Annotated in this window: 29 protein-coding genes and 1 tRNA gene; 14 read left to right on the forward strand and 16 right to left on the reverse strand. The window is 60.2% G+C overall.

Annotation, left to right across the window (positions count from 1 at the left end; translation table 11 throughout):
- Positions 1–25 precede the first annotated feature (25 nt).
- Both BN77_RS02315 and BN77_RS02320 read left to right on the forward strand, forming a co-directional pair.
- Positions 26–661 carry a queuosine precursor transporter gene (locus BN77_RS02315; protein WP_007528061.1) on the forward strand — a complete coding sequence of 212 codons (636 nt, stop codon included), beginning with the start codon at positions 26–28 and terminating at the stop codon, positions 659–661.
- 254 nt (positions 662–915) lie between these two features.
- The gene (locus BN77_RS02320; protein WP_007528063.1) at positions 916–1,941 is read left to right on the forward strand and encodes a porin; all 1,026 of its coding nucleotides are present in this window, start codon (positions 916–918) and stop codon (positions 1,939–1,941) included.
- Between the two features lie 227 nt (positions 1,942–2,168).
- On the opposite strand, the gene BN77_RS02325 is transcribed toward BN77_RS02320, so the two are convergent.
- The 4 genes from BN77_RS02325 to BN77_RS02340 all read right to left on the reverse strand — a co-directional run bounded on the left by BN77_RS02325 (position 2,169) and on the right by BN77_RS02340 (position 7,048).
- Complete coding sequence (locus BN77_RS02325; protein ID WP_007528064.1) at positions 2,169–3,200, reverse strand: esterase-like activity of phytase family protein; 1,032 nt, start codon at positions 3,198–3,200, stop codon at positions 2,169–2,171.
- Between the two features lie 20 nt (positions 3,201–3,220).
- Complete coding sequence (cobT, locus tag BN77_RS02330) at positions 3,221–5,122, reverse strand: cobaltochelatase subunit CobT (RefSeq protein ID WP_007528065.1); 1,902 nt, start codon at positions 5,120–5,122, stop codon at positions 3,221–3,223.
- An 11-nt stretch (positions 5,123–5,133) separates the two neighbouring features.
- Positions 5,134–6,126 (reverse strand): cobaltochelatase subunit CobS, encoded by a 993-nt coding sequence (gene cobS / locus BN77_RS02335; RefSeq protein ID WP_007528066.1) that lies wholly within the window; start codon positions 6,124–6,126, stop codon positions 5,134–5,136.
- A 310-nt stretch (positions 6,127–6,436) separates the two neighbouring features.
- Positions 6,437–7,048 (reverse strand): J domain-containing protein, encoded by a 612-nt coding sequence (locus BN77_RS02340; protein WP_007528067.1) that lies wholly within the window; start codon positions 7,046–7,048, stop codon positions 6,437–6,439.
- Positions 7,049–7,148: 100 nt separating this feature from the next.
- Between BN77_RS02340 and BN77_RS02345 the strand changes: the two genes are divergently transcribed.
- Positions 7,149–7,430 carry a BolA family protein gene (locus BN77_RS02345; RefSeq protein ID WP_007528068.1) on the forward strand — a complete coding sequence of 94 codons (282 nt, stop codon included), beginning with the start codon at positions 7,149–7,151 and terminating at the stop codon, positions 7,428–7,430.
- A gap of 66 nt (positions 7,431–7,496) precedes the next feature.
- Here the strand turns inward: BN77_RS02345 and BN77_RS02350 are convergent, their stop codons facing one another.
- The 4 genes from BN77_RS02350 to BN77_RS02365 form a co-directional block, all read right to left on the reverse strand.
- On the reverse strand, positions 7,497–7,976 hold the full coding sequence (locus tag BN77_RS02350) for a DUF2938 domain-containing protein (RefSeq protein ID WP_007528069.1): 480 nt from the start codon (positions 7,974–7,976) through the stop codon (positions 7,497–7,499).
- 66 nt (positions 7,977–8,042) lie between these two features.
- Positions 8,043–9,353, reverse strand: coding sequence for an HlyC/CorC family transporter (locus tag BN77_RS02355; protein WP_007528070.1), 1,311 nt, complete (start codon positions 9,351–9,353; stop codon positions 8,043–8,045).
- The gene (gene aroB, locus BN77_RS02360) at positions 9,350–10,480 is read right to left on the reverse strand and encodes a 3-dehydroquinate synthase (RefSeq protein ID WP_040676625.1); all 1,131 of its coding nucleotides are present in this window, start codon (positions 10,478–10,480) and stop codon (positions 9,350–9,352) included. The genes BN77_RS02355 and aroB overlap by 4 nt, the downstream gene beginning before the upstream one ends.
- Complete coding sequence (locus BN77_RS02365) at positions 10,477–11,067, reverse strand: shikimate kinase (protein ID WP_040676629.1); 591 nt, start codon at positions 11,065–11,067, stop codon at positions 10,477–10,479. Before BN77_RS02365 ends, aroB begins: the two co-directional genes overlap by 4 nt.
- A 146-nt stretch (positions 11,068–11,213) precedes the next feature.
- Here BN77_RS02365 and BN77_RS34020 point away from each other — a divergent pair, with 146 nt between their 5' ends.
- From BN77_RS34020 to BN77_RS02390, 5 genes are all read left to right on the forward strand, one after another.
- Positions 11,214–11,390 (forward strand): hypothetical protein, encoded by a 177-nt coding sequence (locus tag BN77_RS34020; RefSeq protein WP_007528071.1) that lies wholly within the window; start codon positions 11,214–11,216, stop codon positions 11,388–11,390.
- A gap of 4 nt (positions 11,391–11,394) precedes the next feature.
- Positions 11,395–12,348 (forward strand): site-specific tyrosine recombinase XerD, encoded by a 954-nt coding sequence (locus tag BN77_RS02375; protein WP_007528073.1) that lies wholly within the window; start codon positions 11,395–11,397, stop codon positions 12,346–12,348.
- 61 nt (positions 12,349–12,409) lie between these two features.
- Positions 12,410–13,363: an acetyl-CoA carboxylase carboxyltransferase subunit alpha gene (locus BN77_RS02380; RefSeq protein WP_007528074.1), complete on the forward strand. Its 954-nt coding sequence runs from the start codon at positions 12,410–12,412 to the stop codon at positions 13,361–13,363.
- 190 nt (positions 13,364–13,553) lie between these two features.
- On the forward strand, positions 13,554–14,777 hold the full coding sequence (locus BN77_RS02385) for a L,D-transpeptidase family protein (RefSeq protein WP_007528075.1): 1,224 nt from the start codon (positions 13,554–13,556) through the stop codon (positions 14,775–14,777).
- A 4-nt stretch (positions 14,778–14,781) separates the two neighbouring features.
- On the forward strand, positions 14,782–15,006 hold the full coding sequence (locus tag BN77_RS02390; RefSeq protein WP_007528076.1) for a sulfurtransferase TusA family protein: 225 nt from the start codon (positions 14,782–14,784) through the stop codon (positions 15,004–15,006).
- 1 nt (position 15,007) lies between these two features.
- Here BN77_RS02390 and BN77_RS02395 read toward each other — a convergent pair whose 3' ends face one another.
- Both BN77_RS02395 and BN77_RS02400 read right to left on the reverse strand, forming a co-directional pair.
- Entirely contained in the window at positions 15,008–16,135 is a 1,128-nt protein-coding gene (locus tag BN77_RS02395) for a CobW family GTP-binding protein (protein WP_007528077.1), read from the reverse strand.
- Positions 16,136–16,147: 12 nt separating this feature from the next.
- Entirely contained in the window at positions 16,148–17,272 is a 1,125-nt protein-coding gene (locus BN77_RS02400) for a D-alanyl-D-alanine carboxypeptidase family protein (protein WP_007528078.1), read from the reverse strand.
- Positions 17,273–17,428: 156 nt separating this feature from the next.
- On the opposite strand from BN77_RS02400, the gene BN77_RS02405 reads away from it, so the two are divergent.
- The 3 genes from BN77_RS02405 to BN77_RS02415 all read left to right on the forward strand — a co-directional run bounded on the left by BN77_RS02405 (position 17,429) and on the right by BN77_RS02415 (position 19,223).
- Positions 17,429–18,592: a M20 aminoacylase family protein gene (locus BN77_RS02405; protein WP_007528079.1), complete on the forward strand. Its 1,164-nt coding sequence runs from the start codon at positions 17,429–17,431 to the stop codon at positions 18,590–18,592.
- Positions 18,593–18,663: 71 nt separating this feature from the next.
- Positions 18,664–18,740 (forward strand) — tRNA-Arg (locus tag BN77_RS02410).
- 138 nt (positions 18,741–18,878) lie between these two features.
- A complete protein-coding gene (locus BN77_RS02415; protein WP_007528080.1) occupies positions 18,879–19,223 on the forward strand; it encodes a hypothetical protein in 345 nt (114 codons plus the stop codon).
- A gap of 38 nt (positions 19,224–19,261) precedes the next feature.
- Here BN77_RS02415 and BN77_RS02420 read toward each other — a convergent pair whose 3' ends face one another.
- From BN77_RS02420 to BN77_RS02435, 4 genes are read right to left on the reverse strand one after another with little or no spacing between them, the layout of a single operon-like run.
- The gene (locus BN77_RS02420) at positions 19,262–20,059 is read right to left on the reverse strand and encodes a 3-methyl-2-oxobutanoate hydroxymethyltransferase (protein ID WP_007528082.1); all 798 of its coding nucleotides are present in this window, start codon (positions 20,057–20,059) and stop codon (positions 19,262–19,264) included.
- A 29-nt stretch (positions 20,060–20,088) separates the two neighbouring features.
- Entirely contained in the window at positions 20,089–21,312 is a 1,224-nt protein-coding gene (locus BN77_RS02425; protein WP_007528084.1) for an NAD(P)/FAD-dependent oxidoreductase, read from the reverse strand.
- A gap of 10 nt (positions 21,313–21,322) precedes the next feature.
- Entirely contained in the window at positions 21,323–21,637 is a 315-nt protein-coding gene (locus tag BN77_RS02430) for a MocE family 2Fe-2S type ferredoxin (protein ID WP_007528085.1), read from the reverse strand.
- 33 nt (positions 21,638–21,670) lie between these two features.
- Positions 21,671–22,759: a fatty acid desaturase family protein gene (locus BN77_RS02435; protein WP_007528086.1), complete on the reverse strand. Its 1,089-nt coding sequence runs from the start codon at positions 22,757–22,759 to the stop codon at positions 21,671–21,673.
- A 142-nt stretch (positions 22,760–22,901) separates the two neighbouring features.
- On the opposite strand from BN77_RS02435, the gene BN77_RS02440 reads away from it, so the two are divergent.
- Entirely contained in the window at positions 22,902–23,933 is a 1,032-nt protein-coding gene (locus BN77_RS02440; protein ID WP_081593515.1) for a LacI family DNA-binding transcriptional regulator, read from the forward strand.
- A 70-nt stretch (positions 23,934–24,003) separates the two neighbouring features.
- Here BN77_RS02440 and BN77_RS02445 read toward each other — a convergent pair whose 3' ends face one another.
- Entirely contained in the window at positions 24,004–24,654 is a 651-nt protein-coding gene (locus tag BN77_RS02445) for a ThuA domain-containing protein (protein WP_007528088.1), read from the reverse strand.
- A gap of 169 nt (positions 24,655–24,823) precedes the next feature.
- On the opposite strand from BN77_RS02445, the gene BN77_RS34025 reads away from it, so the two are divergent.
- Positions 24,824–24,970, forward strand: coding sequence for a hypothetical protein (locus tag BN77_RS34025; RefSeq protein WP_007528089.1), 147 nt, complete (start codon positions 24,824–24,826; stop codon positions 24,968–24,970).
- A 3-nt stretch (positions 24,971–24,973) separates the two neighbouring features.
- On the opposite strand, the gene BN77_RS02450 is transcribed toward BN77_RS34025, so the two are convergent.
- On the reverse strand, positions 24,974–25,243 hold the full coding sequence (locus tag BN77_RS02450) for a BON domain-containing protein (RefSeq protein ID WP_007528090.1): 270 nt from the start codon (positions 25,241–25,243) through the stop codon (positions 24,974–24,976).
- Positions 25,244–25,427: 184 nt separating this feature from the next.
- Here BN77_RS02450 and dxr point away from each other — a divergent pair, with 184 nt between their 5' ends.
- Entirely contained in the window at positions 25,428–26,621 is a 1,194-nt protein-coding gene (dxr, locus tag BN77_RS02455) for a 1-deoxy-D-xylulose-5-phosphate reductoisomerase (RefSeq protein ID WP_007528091.1), read from the forward strand.
- Positions 26,622–26,724: the final 103 nt, after the last annotated feature.

Here is a 26,724-nt window from a genome sequence, read left to right on the forward strand (position 1 = left end):
TGGTGGCATACCCCAGGATAAAAAAATGCTGACGACGCGCTCTACGCTAATCTATGTCGCACTGATGACGTTGGTCGTCGTCGCCTCGAACTTCCTCGTTCAGTTCCCGTTGAACGGTGCGTTCGCCGGCATCAATCTGGCCGACATCCTGACGTGGGGCGCATTCACCTATCCGGTCGCCTTCCTCATCACCGACCTGACCAACCGCCAGTTCGGCCCGCAGGCCGCCCGCAAGGTCGTCTTCGCCGGCTTCGTCGTCGGCGTGGCCCTGTCATTCTACACGTCGGTCCCGCGCATAGCGATCGCCTCCGGCTCGGCCTATCTCGCAGGCCAACTGCTCGATATCTCGGTCTTCAACCGCCTGCGCCGTCAGGCCTGGTGGCGCGCGCCGCTCGTCGGCTCTCTGATCGGTTCGATGCTGGACACGGTGATCTTCTTCTCCTTCGCCTTTGCGGCCTTCTTCGTCGTTTTCGGCCCGAACGACCCGTTCGCGCTCGAATCCGCGCCGATCCTCGGCGTTTTGACGGCGCAGGCACCTCGATGGATTTCCTGGGCAATCGGCGACTTCGCCGTAAAGATGATTGTCGGTCTCGTAATGCTGCTGCCCTACGGCGCTCTGATGAACGTGCTGCGCCCGATGCAGGCGGCCCGTGTCAGCTAACCCATTCGGCCTTGTCGCGAACAAAGCTGCGGAAGTTGAAGAAGAGGCGCGCCGCCACGCCTGAGCTACGCGAAGCCTTCTGAACGGCGAACAGTTCAGCGCCACGTGAAGGCGTTCAGCCAGTTATAATGTTGCGTATGCACAATACCGTCTACGAAGTGGACAGATGGATCCAATCGCCACATTGATATTGTCCGGGAACTTTAAGGGCCGCTCGTAAACCATTGCCCATCTCGTATGGACAGGGATTTCCCATGAATATTCGCACTGCCCTCTTAAGCTCCATAGCGCTGGTCTCATTGGCATCCAGTGCCTCCGCAGCAGACGCGATCGTCGCTGCCGAGCCCGAGCCCGTCGAGTATGTGCGCGTCTGCGACGCTTATGGCTCCGGTTACTTCTATATTCCGGAAACGGAAACCTGTCTTTCGATCGGCGGCTACATCCGCGTTGAAGAGCGTTTCGGTCCCAACCGCTCCGGCACGTCCGATTGGTCCTCCTGGACGCGCGGACAGACGTCTATTTCGTCCAAGAGCGAAACCGAATATGGCACGCTGACCGGCGTCATCACGCTCCGCATCAACGCCGAGAACGCGACGAACCAGACTGCACTTCTGCAGGAAGGGTATGTCGGCATCGCTCACCTTCGTGTCGGCATGCAGTACTCCTGGTGGGACAACGACCGCAGTATCGGTACAGGCGAAACGGACATCATCTCCAGCAATCAGACGATCCACAACGCTATCCGCTATATGTACGAAACACCGGACTTCAGCGCCGGAGTCCTGGTGGATGAGCTCGAAGACTCGCCCAAGCCTGCCATACCTGGCGAGCAGCCGAACAATGTCGGCATTGAAGCTCAGCTTTACGGCAAGGTCGGTGTTGTCAGCGGCTACCTTCTGGGAAGCTATGACACCGACGCTGACGAAGGCGCCATTCGCGTTATTCTGTTTGCGGATCTCGGACCGGGCCAGCTCGGACTCTGGGGCATCTGGGCAAGTGGCGCCAACTACTACTGGGAAAAGTCCGAATGGACCGTCGGTGCGCAGTACTATGTAAAGCTAAACGACACGTGGTCGGTTACCCCCGGCTATCAGTATTTCAGCAAGACCTCGTTCAATAGCGATGGCGAGTTCACCGGCGGCGATGAGTGGCGCGCGGGTCTCACGGCCGACTACAAAATCGCCACGAACCTGACGACCAAACTCAGCGTCCAATACGACGATCCTTATAGCGCCGACGATTATGTTGAAGGCTTCCTGCGCTTCCAGCGCAATTTCTAAGCCGTGCTGATACGGTGCGCGGGCCCCAAGGCGCGCAGGGCCCGCATCAGCTGACCGGTTCGCGCTCCCGTATGGCGACGCTTTAACCATAGGGCACTCTCGCTTCCCCGCGGGATGGGCGGTTTTACTTCAGCCAAGCGCACGGAGAAGTGATTAGGTTGGAACGCCTGCCCTCGGATTGATCCCGGGTATCAATCAGCCATCCCATTCCGGCCGTTGAGCTACACTCAATTTTGCAGGCGTGCCGTATCGCCGGTTCGCGGCTCGACCAGCCGGAATTCCAGCATCAGATTGCGCTGCAGGATCGAATGGTTGTCGTCGGAGACGATGACGACGTGCGTGGTGCCATCCTCGGCGGTAAAGGTATCCAGGCCTTCCATGTTGTCGATCTGGTAGCCGAAGTCTCCTTGCAGCAATATTTCGCCGTCCATGACGGTCCCTTGACGGATGTCGGCGGCCTTGATGCGGCGGAGGCGCATTCCGATGCCTTCCGCCATATTGAAGCGGCGTTCCAGAAGCAGGAGGTCGCCATTCGGCAGGAAGGCTCCGTCCGTCGCGTCGAAATCGCCATAGTGAGCAAGCGACAGGCGTCCCTTCAGCGGTCCATCGAGGATTGCCGCATAGGCGTTCCCGTCCGTGTCCAAGCTGCGTTCTGCGACGATCAGCGTGCCGCCTCTCAGCGCGCTATCGGCCGGTGCTACGGCGATCGTCTCGAAGCCCCGATTGGCCCTGAGCGATTTCATGGCAAACGGTATGGGGATCGTGTCAATTGCACGCGACGCCTCGAAGCCCGGATCGGGATAGGCATCGACGCGGTGGTCCTGCTCGAAGGAGACGAGAATCTGGTCCCCGTGCAGCGTCAGGCCCTCGGCATCCATATATCCCTTGCCTTCGAAGCTGCGCCCAATCCGGTTCTTCATCGGTGTGATCACGACATCGGTGAGGCCGGACAGGTGCCCCTGCGGATCGCGCTCGACACGGCCGGTCATCCAGTGACCCGTATCGAGCACGCCGACGAAATGTCTCTTATCCGAGCGAAACCGAATCGACGATAGTGAGCCGAACAGGCGCTGCGGCGAGACCATTTCCAGCCCACCAACAAATTCGAGAGAGCCGAACTTGGTCTCATTGGTGCCGATCTTGAAATCGGTGATAACGTGGCTGCGGACCTCGACGTCGCCATCAGCGAACGCCGGCGGCATGAGAGCTGTCAGCCCGAGAGCCATCGAGATCAGGTTGGCGGCGGGCTTTCGGATCATCCAGAAAGCGTCCTTCGCGGTTAGCTGGCGCGGCGGAGACGACCGCCGCGCGGCTGGACAGCCTTATCTTCGAAAAGCGACGCAAGTTGCTCGGTCATGGCACCGGCCAATTCGTCCGCATCGACGATCGTCACGGCGCGCCGATAATAGCGCGTCACGTCGTGGCCGATGCCGATCGCCAACAGCTCGACCGGCGAGCGCGTCTCGATCCTGTCGATGACGGCACGGAGATGCCGTTCCAGATAATTGCCGGGATTGACCGACAGCGTCGAGTCGTCGACCGGCGCACCGTCGGAGATCATCATCAGGATGCGGCGCTGCTCGCGCCGGGCCAGCAGGCGGTTATGCGCCCAGATCAGCGCCTCGCCGTCGATGTTTTCCTTGAGCAGGCCTTCACGCATCATCAAGCCGAGATTGGCACGCGCGCGCCGCCACGGCGCGTCGGCCGACTTGTAGATGATATGGCGCAGATCGTTGAGACGGCCGGGCGTCTGTGGCTTGCCGCTGCCGAGCCACTTCTCGCGCGCTTGTCCGCCCTTCCAAGCCTTCGTCGTGAAGCCGAGGATCTCGACCTTGACGCCGCAACGCTCCAGCGTGCGGGCTAGGATGTCGGCGCAGGTGGCCGCGACCGTGATCGGGCGGCCGCGCATCGAGCCGGAGTTGTCGATCAGAAGCGTCACGACCGTATCGCGGAACTGCGTGTCGCGCTCCATCTTGAAGGACAGCGCCTGCATCGGGTCGATCACCAGACGCGTCAGACGCGCCGGATCGAGATAGCCTTCCTCGAGATCGAAATCCCAGGAACGGTTCTGCTGCGCCATCAGACGGCGTTGCAGTCGGTTTGCCAATCGCCCGACCGCGCCCTGAAGATGTGCGAGCTGCTTGTCAAGGAAGGCACGCAAGCGTTCCAACTCCGCTGCGTCGCAGAGCTCTTCGGCAGTGATTGTCTCGTCGAACTCCTCGGTGAAGACGCGGTAGTCGACCTTCTCGTTGAAGTCGTCGAATGGCGTGTTGGGACGGCGGGTTTCACCCGGCGTCTCGGAATCTTCCTCGCCGTCCTCCTGCATGTCGTCGTCGGAGATTTCGGCGCCTTCGGTCTCGCCGTCCTCCATCTGCTCGTCGGCGACTTCGCTGTCCTCTACGGGCGCAGCGTCGGAACCGGCGTCGTCGTCGACCTCTTCCTGATCCTGCTCGTCGCCGTTCGGCTGGTCTTCCTGCTCCGATTCATCATCGGACTCTGGCTCGCTATCGTCGTCGCCATACTCCTCGGCCATTTCCATGGCGGAGAGCATATGGCGGATGACCTTGGAAAAGGCCTGCTGGTCGCTGATGACACTTGGAAGGCCGTCGAGGTCGGATCCGGCCCTCTCCTCGATGAACGAGCGCCAGAGGTCGAGCACCTTGCCCGCAGATGCCGGCGGTTTCTGGCCGGTCAGCTTCTCGCGGACCATCATGGCCATTGCTTCGCCAATCGGCGCGTCCTCCTGCCGCTCGATACCGGAGAAATTCGCCTTGGCGTATTTCTCATCGGTCATCGAACGCAAGTTGGCGGCCACCCCTTCCATGCGTAGCGCGCCGATCGATTCCACGCGCGCCTGCTCAACGGCATCAAAGATCGCTCGCGCGTCGGAGCCTTGCGGCGCCATCGTCGCGTGCACCTTGTCGTCGTGGCAGGCGAGCCGCAGCGCCATTGAGTCGCCAAGTCCGCGTGTCACGGCGAGCTCATGCAGCGTCGGACGCTTGGAAAGCTCCGGCAGACGGATCCGCTCGGCCGTCATTCCAGGGCGTTCATTGGCGAAGGTCACCTCGACCTCGCCGTCACCGGCAATCGCGCGCACGCTGCCGGTGATCGCCCGGCGCAACGGTTCGACGTCGACGGGCGAGCCGGGCTTTGCTTTCGAATTGTCACCGCGAGCAGCCATGATTGGTCGGCCTAGGCCTCCAGAACGATATTGGCAGCACTTTCTTTCAGCTCAACGCCGAAAGCACGCTGGTAATGCTCGGCGACTAGCGGACGCTCCAGCTCGTCGCACTTGTTGAGGAACGTGGTGCGGAAGGCGAACGCGATGTCACCGAAAATCTCGGCGTTCTCCGCCCAGGTGATAACCGTACGCGGGCTCATGACAGTCGACAGATCGCCGTTCATGAAGGAGGCACGAGTCAGATCGGCAACGCGCACCATCTTGGAGACGGTATCGCGGCCTTCCTTGTCCTTCCCAAAGCTCTTCACCTTGGAAGCAACGATGTTCACTTCATGGTCGTGCGGCAGGTAGTTCAGCGTCGTGACGATCGACCAGCGGTCCATCTGCGCCTGGTTGATCTGCTGCGTGCCGTGATAGAGGCCCGTCGTATCGCCGAGACCGATCGTGTTTGCGGTCGCAAACAGACGGAACGCCGGGTGCGGACGGATGACGCGGCTCTGGTCGAGCAGCGTCAGGCGGCCGGACGATTCCAGCACGCGCTGAATGACGAACATAACATCGGGGCGACCGGCATCGTATTCGTCGAAGACGAGCGCGACATTGTGCTGGTAGGCCCAGGGCAGGATGCCGTCTTTGAATTCCGTGACCTGCAGACCATCCTTGAGCACGATCGCGTCCTTGCCGACGAGATCGATACGGCTGACGTGGCTGTCGAGGTTGATACGCACGCACGGCCAGTTGAGGCGGGCGGCGACCTGTTCGATGTGGGAGGACTTGCCGGTGCCGTGATAGCCGGAGATCATCACGCGGCGGTTATGGGCGAAGCCTGCGAGAATGGCGAGCGTCGTCTCGCGGTCGAAGAGATAGTCGGGGTCGAGGTCCGGAACATAGGCGCTGCCCTGACTGTAGGCCGGCACGCGGATGTCGGAATCGATACCAAAGACCTCCCTGACCGAAACTGTGGTGTCCGGAAGCTCCGAAATATCAAGGTCAATCTTGCTCATCATGTCTCCAAGGCGGGTGCCCGACACCCGGCCATACTGTCTCAGCCCATTCGCAACCATGACGCCGCAGTGTACCCGCGCTCGTTCATGTCGGAACGTCGGCGATGCTTCTCCGGGACTGAAACGAAACCTCGGGGGCGATAATCTACCGCTAGCGAGCATTCTTGAACAAAGTCCCGGACAAGAAACGCCGCGCCCGGAAGTGGCCGAGGCGCCTGGGGGACAAACGCAGAAACCTATGCCGCGATTGCCTGCGGCCTCAGCCGATTTGGGACCATACCTGATTGAAAACCAAGAGCAAGGACGGGAATTAACAAAAACCGTTCTGCTTCAATAATTGATAGGCCTGGATGACGGCGCGGAACCGCTCTTCCGAACCGCGGTCGCCGCCATTGGCGTCAGGGTGGTGCTTCTTGACCAGTTCCTTGTACCGGCTCTTGATCTCCGACGAGGTCGCACTGGCGTCAAGGCCCATTGTGTCGAAGGCCTTGGCTTCCAGGCTTTTCAGCTTGCGCTGTTCGGGAAAGCGGGGGCCGCTTCCCTTGGTGCCGTTGACGAAGCCAAAGGGATCACGCACGCGGTAGGAACCGGAGCGCAGATCTGAATGCAGTGGGCTATTCTTGGCGGCCTTGTTGACGCCGACCGTCCAGGTCGGACGATGACCGGTGATCGCTTCCTTCTGATAGCGCGCGATCTCGCCGTCGGAGAGGCCGGAAAAATAGTTGTAGCCTTTGTTGTATTCCTTCACGTGTTCGAAGCAGAACAGAAAGAACTGCCCCTCGGCGTTGCGTCCGACGGGAGCGCGATGCACGCCTTTCTTGTCGCAGCCGTCCCACTGACAGGAAGGGGGAGCCTGTTCGGTTTCCTGCTCGCGTTTGCGGCGGGTGCGAATGCGGTCGAAATATTTGGAATCGAGTCTCATGACGGCTCTAATTATGGGCCCGCGAAGAGGCGACAACAAGAATTGACAAACGGGAATGTTGCTGGCTTGGTGGGAACCTTTTTCGCAAAGCAACGAGACCATGACTCTGCAGACCCGCATCGAAGAAAAGCTGACCGCCGCGTTCGCCCCGGAGCGCCTCAGCGTCATCAATGAAAGCCATCTACATGCGGGCCATCTTCCTGACATGACGGGGACCGGCGAGACCCACATGCGGGTGCGCATCGTATCCGCCAAGTTCGCCGGCATGCCACGACTTGCGCGGCACCGGGCGATCACGGAGCTTCTGAAGCCAGAACTCGATGCCGGATTGCATGCGCTTGCCGTTGAACCGGCAGCCCCCGGCGAACCGGTGCGCTGGTAGAAGGCTGCCCGTATATGGGTGACAAGGCCACACTTTCCAATGCGGCTAGACTATCATGCCACATTGTCAGCGGATCAGCATCGCCGTCGCGTAGAGCCCGAAGCCGAAGATCGTGTGCGCCACCAAATTGAGGAAGCGAACCTTGTTCGGATTCGGCGTCTTCGATGCCGCCCAGCCGATGCCGAGGCCCGGCTGCAGCAGGAACCATCCGGCGCCGACGGTGACAATCGCCCAGATCCACGCCGACAGGAAGGTCGGCGCCGCCAGCCAGCCAGGACCGACCACCAACACAAGCAAAATACCGTAGAGAATGCCGACGGCGTAATGGCCGATCCAGCCGAGCGCACGTTCGTGCTTATAAGGTGCGGCGGCGCTGATGTCATCGTGGAAAAACTTGCCGTCCTTCAGGTGCCAGAACCAGCGACCGACCGGCGCCCAATTCGGCAGTGCGCTGCCGGTGGCTTTTGCATACACGATTGCCCAGATGTCCATGAGAACGGTCGCCCCGATGCCGATTAGGACAGCCCGCCAGAATATATCGAACATATCAAATCCATAATGATGATGTCGCAGCGGACTCCTCTCCACTGCGACCATGGTAGGATGCTCCCCTCAGGCCGGACCTGCCTCGTTTTCCTCAGCCGGCCGGATTCGAAGTTTGGTGATGCGGTTCTTCTCTCGCTTCATGACGATGAAGCGTTTTTCGTAGAATGTGAAGGCCTGTCGCTCTTCCGGGATTGTCATCGACTCATGAATGACAAGGCCTGCGATCGTCGTCGCTTCCTCATCCGGCAGGTGCCAATCCAGCGCCCGGTTGAGATCGCGGATGGGGACGTTGCCGTCCACCACGATGGAACCGTCCGCTTCCTGTCGCACGCCCTGGATGTCGATGTCATGCTCATCGGCAATGTCGCCGACGATCTCCTCGAGAATGTCCTCCAGTGTAACAATTCCCTGCACCTCGCCATACTCGTCGACAACGACGGCGAAATGCTGCTTGCGGCGAAGAAATGCGTTCAGCTGGGCTTCAAGACTGGTGCTATCGGGTACGAACCACGGCTTCTGGGCGATCTTGATGATATCGAGGTGCTCCGGCTCGGCGTCGCGCTCGGCAAGAGCGCGCAGCAGATCCTTGGAGTGAACCACACCGATTATGTTATCCGTCGTCCCCCGCCATAGCGGCATGCGCGTGAACGGGCTTTCCAGGATCGTACGCACGACGACCTCCGGCGGATCATCGGCATTGATCGCCCGCATCGCGGTACGATGGACCATGATATCGGAGAGTTCGAGTTCACCGAGATCGAGGACGCCGCCCAATCGGTCGCGGTCGGCCTTCACGACTGAGCCCTCGCGATGCAGGAGATCGACAGCGCCGCGCAGTTCTTCATGCGCAGAGAGCATCGAGACCTCGCGCGAGAGATTGATGCCAAAGAGCGACAGGATCCAGCGAACGATCGCATTGACGAAAGACGACAACGGACCAACGACCGCGACAAACATCTTGACCGCATAGGCCGTATTCAGCGCAAACCGATCCGGCGTGGAAATCGCCCAGCTCTTCGGGAGCACTTCGGCGAAGATGACCAGAATAACGGTCATTGCGAGAGTCGCGAGCGCAACGCCCGAGTTGCCGAACAGCCCGAGAAACAAACTGGTCGCCAGCGACGAGGACAGGATATTGGCAAGGTTGTTGCCGATGAGCAGCGCGCCGATCAGCCGATCGCGGCGCTCGATAAGCTGGCGTACGATCCCCGCGCGTTTCTCGCCATTGGCTTCGAGTGTGTGAATCCGGCTACGGGAAACCGCTGTCAGCGCCGTTTCCGAACCGGAAAAGAACGCCGACATCAGAACGAGGGCCACGATAGAGACAATTTCCGGCCAGTATACGGAAAGAAATGCCAGCGTGCCGTCGAGGGTCATTGCGGGTGCTTCTCCTTGAGGAAACTCAGCACTTCCGAAGCGGAAACATCATTGGCGACGAAGGACTGCCCGATGCCGCGGGTGAGGATGAAGGTGAGCCTGCCGCCCTTCACCTTTTTGTCCTGAGCAATCACGTCCATCAACACCTCGGCGGGCGGCAGTATACCTGGGATTTCCGACATGCGGGTCGGAAGACCGACGGCCTTCAGGTGACCTTCGACGCGGTGGGCATCATCGGGGCTTGCGAGGTTCATCCGCGCCGAGAATTCATGCGCCAGAACCATCCCGATCGAAACACCCTCACCGTGGACGAGACGCTGGCTATCATAGGCGGTCGCCGCCTCCAGCGCGTGGCCAAAAGTATGGCCGAGATTGAGGAGCGCGCGCTGTCCGGTCTCCCGCTCGTCGGCAACGACGACGTCGGCCTTTGCCTGACAGCTCGCGGCGATCGCCTCAATCCGGGCGGCACCGCCAGCAAAAACTGCCTGCCAGTTGGCTTCCAGCCAGGCGAAGAAGTCAGGCTTGTCGATCAGGCCGTATTTCGCAACCTCGGCATAGCCGGCGCGAAACTCACGCGCGCTCAGCGAATTCAGGACGTCGGTATCTGCGAGCACCAGGTCCGGCTGATGGAAGACACCGATCAGATTCTTGCCGTGGCGGCTATTGATGCCAGTCTTGCCGCCGACCGATGAATCGACTTGCGACAGCAGCGAGGTCGGCACCTGCACGAAACGCACACCACGGCGCACGATGCCGGCGGCAAAGCCGGAGAGGTCACCGATGACACCACCGCCAAGCGCGATGACGCAATCATTGCGCTCGATCCGCGCTTCAAGAATCTTATCGCAAACGGCCATCAGATGCTCAAAGCTCTTGGTCTTCTCACCAGCCGGCAGCACGAGGGTTGCGGCCGCGACGCCAGCCTGCTCCAAGCTATGAACCAGCGCGTCAAGATAAAGGGGCGCGACATGGGCGTCGGTAATGACAGCCGCCTTCCGGCCCATCAGGCGTGCAGCAATCTCAGCGCCGGCGCGCGCGATCAGGCCAGGCCCTATCAGGATATCGTAGGCGCGCTCTCCGAGCGGCACATGAACCTTGCGTTCGGAGGCAGAAACAATCGCATTCATCGGGCTGCACTTTCGGTTCGGGTGTCGATCACGGCTTTGAGAACCTCCTCTGCCATCAGCTCCTTGCGTACATCGCGCGACAGGACAGTAAGGTCGGCGAGCTCGTAGATCGGATAACGCGCGTTCATCAAATTTTCGAGGGTTTGCTTGGGGTTCTCTGTTTTGAGCAGCGGGCGCGTATCACGCTTGCTGACCCGCTCCCAGAGAACATCGAGGTCCGCCTTCAGCCAGATGGAGAGGCCGCCCTTCTTGATATGTTTGCGCGTCCGGTCGTTGATGAAAGCCCCGCCGCCGGTGGAGACCACGCGCGGCCCGTTCTTCAAGAGGCGTTTCATGACACGGCCTTCGAGCGCGCGGAACTCTTCCTCGCCGTAAGTGGCGAAGAGTTCAGTGATGGACATGCGCGAAACCTTTTCGATCTCGGCATCGCTGTCGACGAAGGGGATGCCCAACTGATGCGCGACGATCCGGCCAACCGAGGATTTGCCTGCGCCCATCAATCCGACCAGGATCAGATTACGAGAACCGAGCGCAGCACGAGCCCTGTCTTTCAAGCTTTCGGCAACGGTCAGAACTGGGTCGCTCATTGGTCCATTCACACTTTGTTTGCGAACGGTATCGACAAATGAAGGTGTAGCGTCAAGTCGCGCGCAAGGGAAACGTAGTTCAAATGCATCTTCTTGCACTTGCAAACATGCTTGTTCATAAAGAAGCAGAGCCACGGAGTTGCTGAATGCCGAGTTTGTTCCGTTTTCTCGCCATTGTGGCAATCATCGCCGGTGCGATATACGGAACGATGTGGGCACTGGTTGTTTTCGTCGAGCCGCAGGAGCGTGACGTGACGATCCGCATTCCTTCCGAGCGGATCAACCCTCCTTCCACCGGCGCCATCAACCCGTCTAAGAAGTAAGCCGATGAAGAATCTCGGCTGGGTTCACGTCGAAGCCTTTCTGGAAATGATGAGCGCGGAGCGGGGCGCAGCCGCCAATACGCTTTCTTCCTATGAGCGCGATCTTGGCGATCTCCACGGCTTCCTGAACGGTAAGGGTGTGCGCCTGCTGGAGGCGGCACCGGCGGACCTTTCGGCCTATCTCTCTTCCCTTGCCGCTCAAGGGTTCAAGCCATCGTCCCAGGCGCGGCGGTTGGCGGCGATGCGCCAGTTCTATAAGTTTCTCTACGCCGAAGGCCTGCGCACCGACGATCCGACAGGCGTTCTCGACGCACCAAAGAAGGGCCGCGCACTACCGAAAACGATGGGAGTGGACGAAGTCGGGCGGCTGCTGGAGCAGGCGGAAACAGAAGCGCAGGACCCTGCGCCCGGCCAACTGCAGCGGCTTCGGATGCTGGCCCTTCTAGAACTGCTCTATGCAACCGGGATGCGCGTCAGCGAACTCGTCTCGCTTCCAGCCCGCGTGCTCGATCAGGACGGACGCTTTCTGATGATCCGCGGCAAGGGCAACAAGGACCGCCTTGTGCCGTTGTCACCATCGGCGATCGTGGCGCTGAAGCTCTACGGCCGCATGCTCGCCGTCGAAAACACCGCCAACAAGGTGCCGCACGAAAGCCCCTGGCTGTTTCCCGCAGCCTCCAGGGAAGGCTACCTGCCGCGCCAGGTATTCGCACGTGACTTGAAAAATCTTGCGATCCGGGCAGGTCTCACCCCATCTATGATCTCGCCGCACGTCATGCGGCATGCATTTGCAAGCCATCTTCTCGCCAACGGCGCCGATCTTCGCGTCGTCCAGGAACTGCTCGGACACTCGGACATTTCGACCACGCAAATTTATACGCATGTGTTGGAGGAACGGCTTCAACAACTGGTCCAAACGCACCACCCCCTTGCCAAACAGGCCAAAAAGCAGGAATAGGACCGGCAACGAAGGCGTGCTCATAAAAGCAGCCCCGGCAAAAGGAACGGAAACGCACCTCATGCACAACTATCTCGACTTCGAAAAGCCGATCTCCGACCTCGAAGGCAAGATCATCGAACTGAAGAAGCTCGCCTCGGAAGACCAGAGCATCGACACGTCCGATGAAATCGGCAGGCTCGAAGTTCGCGTTCGCGAAGCGATGGTCGACATCTATTCGAAGCTCAACGCCTGGCAGAAGACGCAGGTCGCGCGCCATCCGCAGCGACCGCATTTCGTTGACTATGCCAAGACGCTGTTTCAGGAATTCACGCCGCTCGCCGGCGACCGCAAGTTCTCCGAGGATGCCGCGATCCAGGCAGGACTTGCCCGCTTCCGCGGTCAAGCCGTCGCCGTTCTCGGCCAGGAAAAGGGCAACGACACGAAGAGCCGCCTGAAGCACAATTTCGGCAGCGCCCGTCCCGAAGGTTACCGCAAAGCGATCCGTATTTTGGAGATGGCTGACCGCTTCGGCCTTCCCGTCATCACCCTTGTCGATACGGCAGGCGCCTATCCGGGCGTGGGCGCCGAAGAACGTGGTCAGGCCGAAGCCATCGCCCGCTCGACGGAGATGTGCCTTTCGGTGAAAGTGCCCATCGTCTCGGTTGTCATCGGCGAAGGCGGATCGGGCGGCGCGATTGCGATCGCCACCGGCAACCGCGTCTACATGCTGGAGCACGCAATCTACAGCGTCATCTCGCCGGAAGGTGCGGCCTCGATCCTCTGGCGCGATTCCGCTCGCGCCAAGGAAGCCGCCACCAACATGAAGATCACGTCCGAAGATCTGAAGGCGCTTGGCATCATCGACGGCATCATCAGCGAGCCGCTTGGCGGCGCACACCGCGATCCCGACGCTGTCATTGCCTCCACCGGAGATGTCATCGCCAAAGCGCTGGGCGAGTTGTCGAACCGCACTGGGGAGCAACTTCGCAACGACCGTCGGCAGAAATTCCTCAACATGGGACGCACTTTATAGTAGATAGTGGCGCGCATGCGCGATGAATGAGGCCAAACCTTGGCCACAATAATGTTATCAATGACATTTCTACTTGCGGGGGACGCGAGCGCGATTCATAGGCTGCTAAGAGTTTGTGAACCATAGTCAGCCTATGATTCGCTCCGCGCTCGTTGAGGCCGGGTTGCATACTGTTGATGGGCTATTTTGAATGCGCATTCGTCATTTTGCATATGTTTCCCTAATCGCTCTGGCCCTCACCGGCTGCAACGATGCATTGGAAACAGCCCAGGTCGACCTCTCCAAGGTCAAGAACAAGGTCGAGCAGCCGCTGCCACCGCATATCCTCTCCGAGATGTCCGCCAAGGGCATGCAGCGCAATTCGCCGATCATGATCCGCATCTTCAAGGAGGAAGGCGCGCTGGAGATCTGGAAGGCGAAGACCGACAACCGCTTCGACAAGATCGCCGAATACAAGATCTGCGCCTGGTCGGGCCGCCTTGGCCCGAAGGTGAAAGAGGGTGACCGGCAGGCGCCGGAAGGCTTCTACAACCTGACGCGCGCGAACCTCAATCCGAACTCGAAGTATTATCTCGCGATTAATACTGGCTTCCCGAACCGCTACGACGCCGTCAACGGCCGTAGTGGCACCAATCTGATGATCCATGGAGCCTGCTCTTCGTCAGGCTGTTACTCGATGACCGACCAGCAGGTGCTGGAGATCTACGCCTTCGCCCGCGATGCCTTTGCCGGCGGCCAATCGACGGTCCAACTCCAAGCGTTCCCCTTTCACATGACAGCGGAGAACATGGTACGCCATCGCTTGAACCCGAACATCGAGTTCTGGAACATGCTGAAGGTTGGCTACGACAACTTCGAGGTTACCAAGCGTCCTCCTGAGGTGGATGTCTGCGAGAAGAAGTACGTCTTCAACCAGCAGGCAACCGACAACGGCGAATTCGACGCAGCCGGAAAGTGCCCGGCAATGTCGACGCCCCCGGCCCTGACGGCCGCCCTTGCCTCCTACGGCAAGACCTACGATGCCGACTACGCAAAAGCCATGAAGAAATACGATGGCATGGCCTGGTACGATCCGAGCGAAGCCGAGCGCAAGGCTGTGGTTGCAAAGCTCAGGAAAGGCCGAGAGCTGGCATACGCGCCAACGGGCACCTCACTCGAAGCCGGCAAGATGGTCAAGGTCGCCGAGCTCGAAGAGATGATGGCGAGCAAGACCGCATCCGCGGTTACCGCAAATGCTGCGCCCGGTGCAGCTCCGGCCACGCCCGAAGCCAAGGAAATCGCCATCGCCGCTGCCGTTCCGGCTCAGATTCCGGTCCCCACGCCGAGCCCGCTCGCATTCGCATCAGAAGAGCAACAGGAACCGGTGGAAGTCGCCTCAAAGAAGCCGTTCTGGAAGTTCTGGGCCAAGGACTAATGGCGTGAGTGCCATTCTCTACGATTTGCGCGGGCTCAAATGCCCGCTTCCGGTGCTAAAAACCCGCCGCAAGATGTCCTCCTTGCCAAGCGGGTCACTGATCCAGGTCGAAACGACTGATCCGCTCGCTGGCATCGACATCCCTCATTTCTGCAATGAAGACGGCCACGAACTGATCGAGGCCGAGAGGACGGAAAGCGGCCACCGCTTCCTCATCCGTAAAGGATAGATCAGAACCGCATGCCCGGCACGGCGAGCGGATTATCGTTCAGCGCTGCCCGGTCCGGCGTATCAATACGCGGCTTTCCCAGGAACGCATCGAATAGATCCTTGACGAAGGCTTCCGGCAAATCCTTGGTGATCAGCACCATGCGCGTGCGGCGGTCCTTAGGGTCCGGCCAGGCCGGCAGGCGTGACGGCGGATGGAAGATGGTCTGCACACCGTGAAGCACCAGCGGGCGATCCGGACGGTCCGATACCGCAACGATCGCCTTCATCCGCAGCAGCTTGTCGCCGTGCGCCGAACGCAGGAGGTCGATGAACATATCAAGCGCCATAGGATCGATTGGCGTGTCGTCGATGATGGAGAAGGACCGGATCGAGCTATCGTGGCGGTTTACCTCATGGGGATCCTGATGATCGTGCCCGTGATGATGGTCATGGTGATGATGCGCGTCGTGCGCATCCTCATCCTTTAGCCAGCGGTCGACATCGGCAATCTTGCTTGCCGGATCGTAGAGGCCGTTGACGAGCACGCCCACCTGTCCTGCCTCAGTGCTGTCGGCATCTATCACTGCAGCACGCGGATTGAGCGCATCAAGACGCGCTTCCAGCGTCCGCAACACCTCCTGCGAAGCCATCGTCTTTTTGGAAAGAATAAGCCGATCGGCCACTGCTGCCTGCTTCACCGCCTCATCGTGGTTGTCGAGGCTCTGCGCACCGTTGACCGCATCAACCACGGTTACGACGCCGTCGAGCTCGAAATTGGTGGCAATGATCGGGTTGCCCATGATCGCCTGCATAACGGGCGCCGGATCGGCAAGACCGGTGGTTTCGATCACAACACGCTTCACCGAATTGACGCGGCCAGTCTGCACTGCGTCCATCAGATTGGCCAGCGTATCGACCAGTTCGCCGCGCACGGTGCAGCAGAGGCAGCCGTCCGACAGCTCGATGATCGCGTCACCGGACCTTTCCACTAGCAAATGATCGATGCCGACGTCGCCAAACTCGTTGATGATCACAGCGGCATCTTTCATCGCCGGATCCTTGAGGATACGGTTCAGCAGCGTCGATTTGCCGGCACCAAGAAAGCCGGTGAGGATGGTGACCGGGATCCGATCGGAAGCAGCGCTCATCGCAAACTGACCTTAAAAGGAGGTGGCTGGACGCGGCAGCGGCACAGGTACGTTAGCGACCGCTCCCGCGGTATCTGCAGTCGCCAGTTTATCCGGCTGCGGTTCGTTCTGGCCCGGAATGAGCCCGGCGAAGACGAAATTCGGCTCGTGATCCATCTCTTGAATGTAAGGCGACTGAACCTTCATCCGGCCGACTTCGTCGCGTGTCTCGCTGCGGACCTTGGCACCCTTGGCGCTGCAGATATCGGCCGTGATGTCGGCAACCTGGTCCTGACCCGGCCCATAGGGTCGCAATGACGCGAGCGTATCAGGTGCGGCAAACTGCGAGGTGAAGCCTTTCTGCAGCAGGTCGGCGGAGGCATCCGCGCGGGCCGCGAGACTGTCGGTCCCGAGCACGACGGAGATCAAGGTACGGCCATTGCGCGTCGCCGAGGCGATCTGGTTGAAGCCCGAGGCGCAGATGAAGCCGGTCTTCATGCCATCGGCGCCCGCGAATCGACCAATCAGGACGTTAATGCTCGGCACGTTCTTGCTGCCCGTCGTGATACCTTCAAGCGAGAAATATCCGGCATATTGTGGGAACTCGCGGCGCAGCGCGACGGAAAGGACCGCAAGATCGCGTGCCGTTGTATACTGGCCCTTACCGGGCAGACCGTTCGGATTGACGAAATGCGAGTCCGTCATGCCAAGCTTCGCCGCCTCGGCGTTCATCTTTAAGACGAAGGCTTCCTGCGTGCCGCCGACGGCTTCAGCAACGGCAACCGCTATGTCGTTTGCCGACTTGACCATCAGGATCTTCAGCGCGCTATCGAGCGTCAGCTTCTGTCCCGGCTTGAAATACATCTTCGCCGGCGGCTGGGCGGCCGCCCGCTTGCTCATGACGATCGGGGTATCGAGGCTGATCTGGCCGGCGCGCACCGCATCGAAGACCGTGTAGACGGTCATCAGCTTGGTGAGCGACGCCGGATACCATTTGCGGAAAGCTTCCTCATGCTCCAGCACTCGGCCGCTCTGCACATCCACCAGGATGTGCGGATTCGCATAGGCTTGCGCGGAGGCCGAGAGGGCAATGGCGGCCGAAGCTGCGATTGAAAGCGGCCGCAGAGCGGCAAGCAAACGGTTTTGGCGCGTCGACACAGGTCGTCCTTAAAGATGTCCGGAAGTCTCGAAAGTTTCCCCTATTTAACGTATATGGCCATGACATGGCAAAGGGCCTTGATTAAGTTATTTCCGCGGCATCGCGTCTTGGCGCACTGGTGTCGTCCCCGTTTCGATTCACGATAGGAAGCTGACATGCCGATTTTGAACAGAGCCGCCGAACTTCAGGACGAGGTGACGGAGTGGCGCCGGCATATCCACGCACGCCCCGAACTTCTGTTCGCCGTCGAGAACACCGCTGCCTTCGTGTCCGAAAAACTCAAGGAATTCGGTGTCGATGAGATTGTCACCGGCATCGGCAGGACGGGCGTTGTCGGCCTCATCAAGGGCAAGGGTGAAGGCACCCGCACAATCGGCCTGCGCGCCGACATGGACGCGCTGCCGCTCACCGAAGTCACCGGCAAGCCCTGGGCATCGACGACACCTGGCAAGATGCATGCCTGCGGCCACGACGGCCACACGGCCATGTTGCTCGGCGCCGCGAAGTATCTAGCGGAGACGCGCAACTTCAATGGCAATATCGCGGTCATCTTCCAGCCGGCCGAAGAAGGCGGCGGCGGCGGCAATCTCATGGTCAAGGACGGCATGATGGAACGCTTCGGAATCGAAGAGGTCTACGGAATGCACAACCTGCCGGGCCTTCCGGTTGGGCACTTCGCCATCCGCAGCGGCGCGATTATGGCGGCCACCGACGAATTCACCATCACCATCAAGGGCCGCGGCGGCCACGCTGCACAGCCGCACCGCACGATCGACCCGATCGCAATCGGAGCGCAGATCGTCAGCAACCTGCAGCTCATCGCCTCGCGAAGTGTCGATCCGCTACGCTCGGTCGTCGCATCCGTCACCAAATTCAACGCGGGCTTCGCGCACAATATCATTCCGAACGACGCAACGATCGCCGGCACGGTGCGAACACTCGACGAGGAAGTACGCGACCTTGCCGAAACCCGATTGAAGCAGATCGTCAACGGCCTGGCCGACGCCCACGGCGCCGAAGTTGATATCAATTTCAACCGGAACTACCCCGTCACCTACAACCACCTGACGGAAACCGGCCATGCGGTGCGCATCGCCGCCGAGATCGCCGGCGCGGCCAACGTGAACGCCGAGATCGACCCGATGATGGGTGGCGAGGATTTCTCCTACATGCTGAATGCCCGCCCCGGCGCCTTCATCTTCATTGGCAACGGCGACACGGCGGGCTTGCACAACCCTGCCTACGATTTCAACGACGAAACGATCGCCCACGGCATTTCCTACTGGGTGCGGCTCGCCGAACAACGTCTCGGCGCCTGAAATCCGACGTCATACAGGCTGCAAAAGGACTTGGCTTCCGGGCTAGCCTTTTGTATGCATGACGCTCAAGTGGTCCCGTAGCTCAGCAGGATAGAGCATCAGATTCCTAATCTGAGGGTCACGCGTTCGAATCGCGTCGGGATCACCAGAACACCAGCCATTCAAAAATCATGATCGAAGCAGCGTGCCCGCTGGTGCTGCTCCGTGGAACATCCGTTCATCGGACGTTAAGCTTGGGCATGCAATTCGTGCTGTCGGCGGGGGGTTTAACCTCGACGGAGGCATAATGAAGAAACTGGTCTTGTCCGTGGTCGCCGCAGCGATAGCGGCCAGCAGCGTCCTTGCCGTAGCCGAAACGGCGGCGGCTCAAGAATGGCGTCAACGATATTACGACAATCCGCCGCCCCCACACAGACATCACCACCACAACAACGGCGCAGCGATTGCAGGCGGGTTGGCTGCCGGTGTGATCGGCGGCCTTATCGGTGGCGCGATTGTCAATAACAACAGCGGGCCGCGCTACATCGATCCTCCGCCTCCACCGCCGCCACGCTGCTGGTTTGAGGACCGCGACGTCCGTAACGAGTATGACGGCGGCTGGCACACGGAAAGCGTTCGAGTCTGCAGCTAGTCGCTCGGCCGGGAACCATTCCCGGCCCATGCGTCCACCTAAAGCCTCGTCAGAAACGTCTTCAGTTCCTCGGCATCCATGGGTACGCGATGACGCTCCTCCGGATAGGCGCCGCTTTCGATGTCGGCGGCGTATTCGCGGAATGCGGCGATCCGCTCGGCCTGGATGCGGTCGTATTCCGCCGCAAGCTTGCGATAGACCTTGGCATGACGCGGATAGTGCCCACGGTTGAGGCCCAGCACATCCTCGGAGAAGAGATATTGGGCATCGCATCCGCCGCCGGCGCCCATTGAGATCATCAGCATCGAAGTGCGCTCCGAAATCGCCGTGGCCACTTCGGCCGGCACGACCTCGATCTCCGCGCTAAATGCGCCTGCGGCCTCCAGATCCTTCACCTGCTTATAGACGAGAACCGCGGTTGCAGCCGACTTGCCGACGGCGCGAAAGCCGCCGGTCCAGGTGGCGTGCGAAGGAATGAGCCCCGTGTGTCCGCACACCGGAATATGCTCGTCACGCAGCCGCCGGATCGTCTGCAGACTGGCGGCGCAGTAGACGGCGTCGGCGGAAGCTGCCCGCATTTTCACGGCCCATCGCAGGATCTCATCCGTGGTGGCGCCGCTCTGGCCGTATTCGCCACCGGGGATGGCGAAACGCCCCGGCGCGGCATCGCGAAATCGCGGATTGCAGAGGAGTGCGGGCGGAACGGAAATCAGGTCGATGCCGGCAGCCTCGGCCGCCTCGGCCTCTTCGAGCGAGACCACCCGCAGCATGCTGAGCTGCCGCTTGCCTTTCATCGCCAGCAGGTCATAAACAGTCGGACGCACTTGTTTGCCCATCGTTAATGCCTTGAGAACAGGGCTGCCGGTCAGGCGGCCAGGAGAGATTTCAATTTGACGCTGCTTTCAACCAGCGCCGCCGGATCCGGATGCGCCCGCGCCGCTATCAGCATTTCGGCAAGGCGGATATCACGGGCAACGGCGGTGTCTCGACCTATGCCGCTCGCCGCAAGCAGCCGGCCCGCCTGATCGAGATGAAAGAGAATGAAAGCGCCATCGCCGAGGTCCCGGCGCAAGTGCTGGACGGCGCCCTCCACTAGGCCGGCGATCTGCAGTGTTAAATCATACTGGTCGGACCAGAACCAGGGTACGGCGGAAACAGCTTCGCCAAGTCCCATCATGTTGGCTGCGGCCAGAGTCCCTTGCTCCTGCGCATTTCGCCAGGATTCGAGCCTGACACGCCGGCCGCCATAGATCGCGAGCGGGAAGGAACAGCAATCGCCAGCCGCGTAGATATCAGGCGCCGAAGTGCGGAGGAACTCATCGACCGCAATACCATTGTCGATTTGAAGACCGGCAAGAACGGCAAGCTCCGTATTGGGCGTGGCGCCAATTCCGACGAGCACGAGATCTGCGCTGATCGAGTTGCCGTCCGCCAGTTGAATGGTGGCTCTGTCGTTGTCTTCCGCAATCGCAGTGATTGCCACGCCGCAGCGGATATCGACGCCCTCGAGCGAATGCCGTTCGCAGATCACCCCTGCGACCTCCTCCGGCACGCCGCGCTTCAACACGCGTTCCAGGCCTTCGAGAACCGTCACACCGGTTCCGAGCACCCGTGCCGTCGCGGCAAGCTCCAGGCCGATAAAGCCGCCGCCAATGATCACAATATGGTTTCCGGGGACCATCGCCTTGCGGAGAGCGACTGCATCGGCATAGGTACGCAGCAGACGTATATGCTGGCTATCCCCGGCAATCCCGGGAAACGCTCGCGCGCGGGCGCCGGTCGCGAACAAAAGCTTGTCATAGGCAATAGTACGGCCACCGGAAAGCGCAACGACCTTTGCATCGGGATCAACGCCCTGAACTGTCACGCTTGTCATTAGGCTGACGCTGCCGGCAGCATATCTCTCCGGCTCGGCAATGAATTTCGGCCCCGCCCCTTCCTCCGCCGTCTTCGAAAGCGGCGGCCGCTCGTAGGGTGCGAGAGCCTCGTTTCCGATAAGCGTTATCTCGCCGTCAAACCGCTTTCCGCGCAGGGCAAACGCCGCGCGTGCGCCGCATTCCCCTGCTCCGATGATTACGAAATGGGCCATGACAGGCTCCTCAGATCGAGATGAAGACGGCGCCGTCTTCGACCTTCACGCGATAGGTGGCGAGGTTGACACAGACCGGCGCCCCCTTGGCCTGCCCCGTCTTGTAGTTGAAACGGCCATTGTGTTTTGGACATTCGATGATCTCGTCCATGACAAGGCCGTCGGCCAGATGGACCTGCTCGTGCGTGCAAAGCCCGTCCGTCGCGAAAAACTCGTCATCGGGGCTGCGATAGACCGCAAACGTCCTGCCTTGATGGTCGAACCGCATGACGTCTTCCTCGTCGATGTCCTCGACCGCACAGACTTCGATCCAATTTCCGCTCATTGTATCCTCCCAGAACGTCGTGTTTGGTGCTCCCTATTGGGCTGCCGGCGCAAATTCGGCGTGGAATTCCTCGCGATAGGGCCGCGCCGTCGCCGGCAACTCGCGTTTCAGAAAATAGTCCTCATTGCGCAGTTGCCGCAGGAACGCCGGAATCATCTCGCGATAGCCGGACCACATCGACGGATTTGCCGCCGGCAGATCGTGTTTGATCATAGCGTGCAGGCGCGGCAGTGCGTGATAAGGCACCATCGGAAACATGTGATGCTCGACGTGGTAATTCATGTTCCAGTAGATGAAGCGGCTGACCGGGTTCATGTGAACCGTGCGACTGTTCAGGCGATGGTCGATGACATTGTCGGCAAGGCCGCCATGCTGCAGCAAGCCGGTCAGGACGTGATGCCACGCGCCATAGAGCCGCGGCAGACCAATCAGCACAAGCGGCAGGATGGACCCAATCGTAATCGCAGCGGCGATCGTGACCACATAGATGGCAAGCCAGATACGAGAAATGAAGACTGCGCGCGGCTGCTCCATCTCGGGGATGAAGGTCTTCTCTTCGGCGCTGATGACACCGAAGGCATTGCGCTGCATATCGACCATTGCATGCCAGACATCGAGCACGCCGAAGAAGTTCAGAATCAGCCGCAGCAGATCCGGCGGCCGCATTACGGCAATCTCGGGATCGCGGCCGACGACCACCGTGTCGGTGTGATGGCGCGCATGGCTCCAGCGCCAGGTCACCGGATTGCGCATGATCATGAAGGATGCGATCTGATAGACGGCGTCGTTCATCCAGCGTGTCTTGAAGGCCGTGCCATGACCGCACTCGTGCCAACGGCTATCGGATGCCGAACCGTAAAGTACCCCATAGGCAAGAAAGAACGGTAGGCAGAGCCAGGAGCCCCAGAAGTAGACGCCAAGTCCGCCAAGGACAATCATTGCCCCGAGCCAGATGATCGTGTCGCGAATTGCCGGCGCATCAAAACGCTGCATCAGCGCCTTCATCTCCTTGCGCGGAACCTCGGTGTGATACCACTCCGCGGCTGCCAGCCCGGTCTCCACGGCCGTCCGGCCGTTTTCACCGAGCAGGCTGTAGTCTCGCTTTTTCGTCTGGTCCGCCATCGCAACCTCCCGCATGCCGTCCTGCCGGCCTGTTCAAGCGAGAATAAGTTGACTTTCATCGAGCGACAATGCAGCCTTGATGTATTCTATCAAAACCCATCATTGCCGCGACACAACAATGATGGATTCTTGCAAGGATAAAATGGTGAAGCGACCAACGATACAGGATCTGGCGGATGCTTCCGGCGTCAGCGTCGCAACGGTCGATCGTGTGCTGAATGGTCGTCACCGCGTTCGCGAGGAGACGGCCCGGCGCGTCTATAACGCGGCCGCCTCGATCGGCTACCATGCAGTTGGCCTGCTCAGGCAGAGAGTGTTTCAGGACCTCCCGCATCATCGGTTGGGCTTTCTTCTGCAGCGTCCGACGCAGTCGTTCTATCAAACGCTCGCCCGAGAAATCGAGCAGGCGGCCAACGCCAACACATCATCTCGCGTCACCGCCCAAATCGAATATGCGACCGCGTCAACTCCTGCAGCGATCATTGAAAAGCTGAAGCTGCTTGCCAGCCGCAATCAAGCGATTGCATTGGTCGGTCCGGACTATCCGGCCGTCACGGCCGAGGTCGAAGACCTGAAAGCCAAGGGCATCGCCGCCTTTTCCATTCTGTCCGATCTCGCCAGTGGCGTCCGCCAGGGCTATGTCGGGTTGAACAATCGAAAGGTCGGCCGCACGGCCGCGTGGATGATCGCGAAGGCCGCCAAGAGATCCGGCAAGGTCGCCTGCTTCGTGGGCAGCCACCGCTATCTCGGGCATGAGCTGCGCGAGATCGGCTTCCGTTCGTATTTTCGCGAGAATGCGCCAGATTTCGAGGTCCTCGAAACGCTGATAAACCTTGAGACCCCGGAGATCACGCATGAGGCCACCATCAACCTGCTCAAGCAGCATCCCGACCTCGTCGGCTTCTATGTTTCCGGCGGTGGCATGGAAGGCGCGATCTCCGCTGTCCGCGAAGAGGGCCTCGCGGGCAAGCTTGCCGTGGTCGTCAATGAACTAACACCGGACTCTCGCGCAGCACTCGCCGACGATGTGGTGACGATGGCGATCGCAACACCTGTCAAGAGCCTCTGCAACGAGCTGATCACACTGATGACCACGTCCATCGGATCAGAGGGCGACGCCGTCCCGGGGCAGTCGTTCCTGCCCTTCGACATTTACACCTCAGAGAACATCTGACGCCCGGCACGCCGACTTGTCTCAACGTTCGCCCGCGACCGCAGGCTTGACGTCTTTCCCTCTGAAGCTCTTAGCGTTCAGAGCGCGCTGCCCAGCAAAGGCCGCGGCGAAGAATGAGGCGCATATAGGGATGATCGAACTCGCTCGCGACGTGACCAAGAGCGGAGTAGAAGACACGCCCGTTACCGAATTGGCGCTTGAAGGCGACCGGCATTGTGACGTTGCGGGTAGCCGCATCACAGTCTCCGGAAAAACTCGTCGTCGCCAGGATTTCGACGGAAGGATCGTAGTGGAGATAGTACTGCTCGGACCGATAGTCGAAGTCGGGAATACCCTCCATTACAGGATCATATTGGCGGGTAACGTTGACGCGAAAATCGATGATATTGCCAGGATGGGCAACCCATGTGACCCCGCAGACATATCGGAATGGTGCGCTCTCTTTGAATGAGGTGGCAAGCGCGCCATGATGCCCCCCAAGACCGAGGCCGCCACGAACCGCCGCCACCAAAGCGTCCGCATGCGCCTTCTCGATTTTCTCGCCGGTTATGATGGGCACGAGAAGATCCGCATTGGCGATCGCAGGCGAGCCGAAGATGCCAAGATCGCCCGTCACCTCGACGACAAAATCATCCGCTCGCAACAACTCCGCAACGCGGTGAGCACAGTCCTCGGGTTCGTGGCCGATCCAGCCGCCCCAGACGATGATCGCTTTGCGCATAAGCATCTCCCTTGCCGACACCGAACCGTCGAAACGGTCATCTCTCCTTTACGACAAGACCGGCACCGCAACCAGTGAAAGCCATTGCCGATCACATTTTCTACCGGCGATCGGATGGCGGAACTTTCCGATCCAAAAGACGTTTTGGCGGCAAAGAGGAGTGCTTGCCATGCGCATGAAATTGACGTTGCTTGCATTCGCATATCTCATCGTCAGCGGCTTGCTACTTGCAACCGCCTATAAATCGACGGGGCCGATCACCACGCCGAAGACGGACAGGGTTGCCGTTTTCCAGATGGAACGCTTCGCCGGCTGAGGGCTAACTATCTATCTTTATCTCATTGCGCACGGGTCTGGTTCCAGCGACAGCCCGGGCGACGGCTGTTGCACGCTCACTCTCGTTAACCGTGGCCACCATGCCCGTCAGTACAACGGCATGATCGTCTACAGTCACCTTCACATCCGCAGCATCAACTCCACCAGCTATAGCCAGAGCATTCGCCACGGCCTCCTCGAGTGCCGCATCCTTATCCTTCCCAGCCTCCGGTTCGAACGGCTCGCCATAAAACGTCGGTTGCTTGAAAACCATTTTCTTCCTCCTGTCTGGCTACAAAACGCAGCGATTGGGCAGTTGGTTTCGCTCCGAACCACCCGACTGGCGAAAGCTGCTGCGACTGAGACGGCGGCCCGATTTCTGCTGCGCCGCACACTTGCCGCTCATTTCAATCCCCTGTACAGCCAGAGCCAATGCAAGAGTTTTGGCGAAATCAGCGATGATGGCAGGCGAAAGCGCGCCCAGGCGCCTCAGTATTTTTGGCTCAACCGGCTCGATCGGACAAAACACGCTCGACGTTGTCGAACAGTTGGGTGGACGAAACTGCTACGACATCTCCGTCGTAACCGGCAACGAGAACGTCCAGCTTCTGGCGCAGCAGGCGAAGTCCGCCGGCGCCAAGCTTGCGGTCACGGCAAGCGACGCTAAGTATCACTCGCTGAAGGAAGAACTGTCCGGCAGCGGCATTGCGGTCGCCGCCGGGGTATCGGGCCTGGCGGAAGCAGCTGACCTTGATGCGGATTGGGTCATGGCCGCGATTGTCGGCACGGCCGGCCTGGCGCCGACGCTTGCCGCTGCCCGCAAGGGCGCCACGATCGCGCTCGCCAATAAGGAATGTCTGGTTTCCGCCGGCGATCTCTTCGTCGATGCCGTGGCGAAAGGCGGCGGACGGCTGATCCCGGTCGACAGCGAACACAGCGCAATCTTCCAATCACTCGACGAAGACCAGCGGCACGCTGTTGAACGGATCATCCTAACGGCCTCGGGTGGCCCCTTCCGTACCTGGTCGCGCGCCGACATGGCAAACGTGACCGCGGCGACGGCGCGTGCACATCCCAACTGGTCGATGGGGCTGAAGATCTCGGTCGGCAGTGCCTCGATGTTCAACAAGGCGCTGGAGATGATCGAGGCGAAGCACCTCTTCGATGTTCGCCCGGACCAGATCGAAGTGATCGTGCATCCGCAATCGATCATTCATTCCATGGTCGGCTACACGGACGGTTCGATCATCGCCCAGCTCGGCAGCCCTGATATGCGCACGGCGATCGGCTACGCACTCGACTATCCGCGCCGGCCGAAGCTGAACGTCGAGCGGCTCAATTTCGCCAAGCTCTCGCGCCTCGACTTCGAGGCGCCGGATGAAGAACGCTTCCCCGCGCTGAGACTGGCGCGCACCGCGTTGGAACGGGGCGGCCTTCAGGGCGCAATCATGAATGCGGCCGAGGAAGTTGCGTTTCACGCCTTCGTGGAAGAACGGATCGGCTTCCTGGCCATGGCAGACATTGCCGAAGCAGTAATGGATAAGATGATCGCAACTAGCGAAGCGACGACGATGGACGACGTCTTTGCTGCCGATACGGAAGCCCGCAGGCTCGCCGCCGAACTGGTAACCCTCAACGAAAAGGCCGCCTGACGGCGGCCCTCACTATTCCCGAATAGCGGCTCTTTAGGCCACGTGCCGGGCGAGCGCGCAGCGTGACCAGAGCGAATGCAGGGCGTCGACGAGATGCTCGATG

This window comes from Rhizobium mesoamericanum STM3625, assembly GCF_000312665.1.
Taxonomy (GTDB): domain Bacteria; phylum Pseudomonadota; class Alphaproteobacteria; order Rhizobiales; family Rhizobiaceae; genus Rhizobium; species Rhizobium mesoamericanum.